This is a genomic window from Cellulophaga geojensis KL-A, assembly GCF_000568425.1.
Lineage (GTDB): Bacteria > Bacteroidota > Bacteroidia > Flavobacteriales > Flavobacteriaceae > Cellulophaga > Cellulophaga lytica.
This window is the reverse complement of sequence record NZ_ARZX01000063.1, coordinates 1-1,485: the sequence shown is the minus strand read 5'-3', so window position 1 is coordinate 1,485 and position 1,485 is coordinate 1. Positions and strand designations below refer to the sequence as shown.

Annotated in this window: 2 protein-coding genes; both read left to right on the top strand. The window is 32.4% G+C overall.

All coding sequences use genetic code 11. From position 1 onward, the window contains the following. The coding region (locus tag KLA_RS17150; protein ID WP_034647380.1) for a hypothetical protein at window positions 1-209 on the top strand (209 nt) is incomplete at its 5' end. Between the two features lie 6 nt (window positions 210-215). Continuing rightward, window positions 216-1,259 (top strand): hypothetical protein, encoded by a 1,044-nt coding sequence (locus tag KLA_RS17145; protein ID WP_034647379.1) that lies wholly within the window; start codon window positions 216-218, stop codon window positions 1,257-1,259. Window positions 1,260-1,485 lie beyond the last annotated feature (226 nt).

The window sequence follows — 1,485 nt, the reverse complement described above, 5'->3', positions numbered from 1 at the left end:
ATTCTGGTAATGGAAGAATTATTAGTTTGAGATTTCCTACCATATTGAATAATCCTGATTTAGATAAAAGATTAGCCGGAAAAAGCGCATCTTGGTATAAGTATTATGTTAATGGAGAATGGAAAGGTGTAAGATTTGCTACTGTTGATTTATCAATCCCCAAGGACAAGCACAAAGAGGGTGAGTTTAATTTTGAGTTTGCAAGGTAATTAGTTATGAGGTTCTATAAGGTTATTATTGTTTTGGTTTGGTGTTTTATTGGTTTGGTAAGCTGCGCCCAAAACACCAAAAAAGACACAAAAATGACACATGAATTTAATTTAGACACCTATGTAGATAGCATTGCTGCACAAGTTAAACACTACCCTAAAGAACCAATGTATTACCTACGTATAAACCAACTTAATTGTATTTATGAAGTTTTAGTAAATGGAGAAATAGTTACAGGCAATTATAGTCTTATGCAATATGCATCTGCTACAGAAATTAACAGAGCCATTTTAAAATCGGGACCACAAACCATTACCTACAGGCTCTACCCTGTGGGAGATTTGGTAAAAGATGAAATTGGTGAAGGAGAAACCATTACAACATTATTAAATAGCACAGAGATTAGCATAGACGTAATACGGGTAGATGACATAAACACCTATGAAAGTATTACAGATGATGAAAAATTAGTAGTAAAACACCAAAGTAAAAAAAATAAAGAAACTGGTAGTTTTATAGGTGCTGGTTTACCGTATTATGAGCATACTTTTACATTTAATGCACAAGTACCGTATGAGTTAGAAGGCTGGACTAATGGTATAGACTTACGGAAACTAGACCAGAAAAAATTAGAACAAGCAGTAGTAGCCGAATATAAAAAAATACAAAAATTATATGAAGCTAAAGATGTAGTTACACTTTTGGATAATTATTATCATAGTTTTGTACGTTTGGCAGTTTCCGAGTATAAAGGCAAACAATACATTAAAGAGATGGTAGAAGAAATTTATAAACCTATCTTAATTGATAATAAAGATTTTCAGCCAATTAGAGATTATAAGTTTTCTATTTGGTCGCAAGGCCATTATGTTAGTCTAGAGCACCCTGTTTTTCCTATAAAGGACAAGCGAATACAAGGAAAACCTTCTTTTTGGTTTTTGTTTAAGAATAGTAATGGAAGGCTAAGAGCTATGTTTAGACCTATTGATTTATCAATCCCTAAGGATAAGCACAAAGAGGGTGAGTTTAATTTTGAGTTTGCAAGGTAATTAGTTATGAGGTTCTATAAGATTATTATTGTTTTGGTTTGGTATTTAGTTAGTATGGTGAGCTGTGCCCAAAATACTAAAACTACTAAAAATATGAACACTGCAGACCAAGATAGTATTACCATACATAATGTTACAGATAAAATGTGGCAAACTATGCCTAAGTACAATGAACAACCTATGTACTTACTACGTATAAACCAAGAGTATTGTACCTATGAGGTTT